The organism is Phormidesmis sp. 146-12 (genome assembly GCF_052939495.1).
Genome location: NZ_JBJPHS010000230.1, coordinates 1 through 2,317 on the forward strand (window position 1 = coordinate 1; position 2,317 = coordinate 2,317).

General features: G+C 47.9%; 2 protein-coding genes. One reads left to right on the plus strand and one right to left on the minus strand.

Annotation, left to right across the window (positions count from 1 at the left end; translation table 11 throughout):
* Positions 1 to 278: 278 nt before the first annotated feature.
* Positions 279 to 1,640 (minus strand): NAD(P)/FAD-dependent oxidoreductase, encoded by a 1,362-nt coding sequence (locus ACKFKF_RS34845; RefSeq protein ID WP_446871907.1) that lies wholly within the window; start codon positions 1,638 to 1,640, stop codon positions 279 to 281.
* Positions 1,641 to 2,124: 484 nt separating this feature from the next.
* On the opposite strand from ACKFKF_RS34845, the gene ACKFKF_RS34850 reads away from it, so the two are divergent.
* Entirely contained in the window at positions 2,125 to 2,295 is a 171-nt protein-coding gene (locus ACKFKF_RS34850) for a YiaA/YiaB family inner membrane protein (protein ID WP_446871908.1), read from the plus strand.
* The last annotated feature ends 22 nt before the right edge of the window (positions 2,296 to 2,317 follow it).

Here is a 2,317-nt window from a genome sequence, read left to right on the forward strand (position 1 = left end):
TACTTCCCTCCTAGCTTCCTTTCTCGCTTTCCTGAGTTTTGTCAGTCAAGCAGGGCTGAGAACACGCTTTTAATCATGAGCCGCGATCGACAACCTGACACAACTAAGATTTAAGATTGCAAATCCAATTTTGCGTTCGCAAGTCAAAGAATTGTCAGTTTGATTTCGTGAATTCTCAAAGCTTGATTCGTCTACAGACGTTCTAACGCTCTTGATATTTGAACCAGAGCAGCATTCAGTGTCGTATGGTTAACCAAATGCTGCATCTGTCAGCCTAACTAAACCTCGATCGCCGTCTTGCCCGCCGAAGTAGACCTCTCTTTGCGATCGCTGCCCGCCATATGAACTTCCACCATCGCATCATCGCCTGTGATCAATCGTGCGCCACGCTTGCGCGTAAAGTAGCTCCATCCCCACTGAAACATCACAACCAGTTTGTTGTCGAATTCGATCAGATAGTAGATGTGAGCCACCACCCAGATCAACCAGGCGATGATTCCAGTGAATTGAATAAAGCCCAAATCGACGACGGCAGCATTTTGCCCAATCACTGCCAGACTTCCGATCTCTGCGTAGGAGAAAGCTGGAAGCGACTGTCCTTTGAGTCTTGCTTTGACCAATTTGGCCAGATATTGACCTTCTTGCATCGCGACAGGAGCTACACCAGGCAACGGTTTTTCGCCCTGATGAGCAAAGTGCGCCAGATCGCCAATCACAAAAATATCAGGATGGTTTGACACGCTCAGATCCGGCTCGACCATGACACGCCCCACTCGATCGAGGCTGACCCCCGTCCGATCTGACAAAATCTTGCCCATTACCGAAGCCTTCACACCCGCCGCCCAGAGGATCGTTTGGGCTGGAATCTGCTCAACTTGCTCATTGCGCTCGATCGTCACCACATCGTCTGCAATATTCGTGACTTTGGTTTTGGTCTGCACCGTCACACCGCGTCGCGTCAAAGAGGCTTCTGCTTTGGCAGACAAGTCAGGCGCATAAGGCGGCAACACGCGATCGAGACCTTCGAGCAAGAGAATCTGAGCCTCGGTGGTGTCAATGTTGCGAAAATCTTCTTTGAGGGTTTTGAAGGCCAACTCTGCGATCGCCCCGGCCAGTTCTACTCCAGTTGGGCCGCCACCCACAATCACAAATGTTAGCCACGCTTTGCGCTTTTCGGGGTCGGTTTCCTTTTCGGCTGCCTCAAAGGCCATAAAAATCCGCCGCCGCATCTCGATCGCATCTTCAACCGTCTTTAAGCCGGGAGCATTGTCTTTCCAATGTTCGTTGCCAAAATAGTGGTGACTGACTCCCGTCGCGACAATCAGCGTATCGTAGGGCAATTCTTCCTTTCGCAAAATCACCGTCTTTGCCTGGGGATCAATATCTACGACTTCTTCCATCAAGACGCGAACATTTTTGTGACGACTGAGAATCGATCGCAGCGGCGAAGAAATATCAGCCGGGGAGAGCGTTCCAGTAGCAACCTGATAGAGAAGGGGTTGAAACAAATGGAAATTGCGTTTGTCAATCAGGGTGACTTCGATGGAGGAGTTTCCTAGCGCTTTTGCAGCATAGAGTCCACCAAAACCGCCCCCAATGATGACGACGCGATGTTTGGGCTTTTCAGTTGCGTTGACCATTGTTGTCATACTTGTGGGTCTGGTTGAATCTGGAATTTGAGTCCGAACGATAACGGTGAACGTTAGATCTGGAGCCTGAGACTGAATCTTTAATGCTAAATATGAGCCTAAAGAATCGGAGAGGTTGGCTAGAGTTTACCCAAGCTTCTATCAGTGTAGTCAGCTTGATTCCGAGTCTGAGTAGTTGCTGTTACGGGGATCGCAGTTTTTTATCAATTTGATCCCTTCATTCAATCTTTTCAATAGATAGACGTTAGATAGACGTTAAAGAGACAAAGCGCTTACCTAAAGGGTGAAGTTTTCGTGCAGTCAAGACTAAGACTTTGAGAGGATGTTTTAATTGGGATTTTTCTCACTTCTAAAATAATTGTTAAGGGACGGCGATCGGGCTGTCCACTTTGTAAATCTTCTGCTCAAGACCCCTGCTATTCTTTGCTTAAAGATTCAACACCATCACTTACAAAGAATCTTTTTGGAGGAAACGATGCAAAAATACAACGTCGATCGGGATGCTCCGACCAGTGCGTGGGTGGTTCAAGTGTGGGCTTCTTTTGTGCTTTCTGTGTCAGCGACGACGGTTGGAATTCTCAATTTGCCTGTCGATAATTGGGTAAAAGGCTATATCAATAGTCCGGACAAAATTAGACAGCGATAACGCCGTAAGACCTTAGATTCTG

What these genes read in the sequence shown, in the direction of transcription:
- ACKFKF_RS34845 (WP_446871907.1), bottom strand. Translation starts at nt 1,640, where the DNA reads ATGGTCAACGCAACTGAAAAGCCCAAACATCGCGTCGTCATCATTGGG.
- ACKFKF_RS34850 (WP_446871908.1), top strand. Translation starts at nt 2,125, where the DNA reads ATGCAAAAATACAACGTCGATCGGGATGCTCCGACCAGTGCGTGGGTG.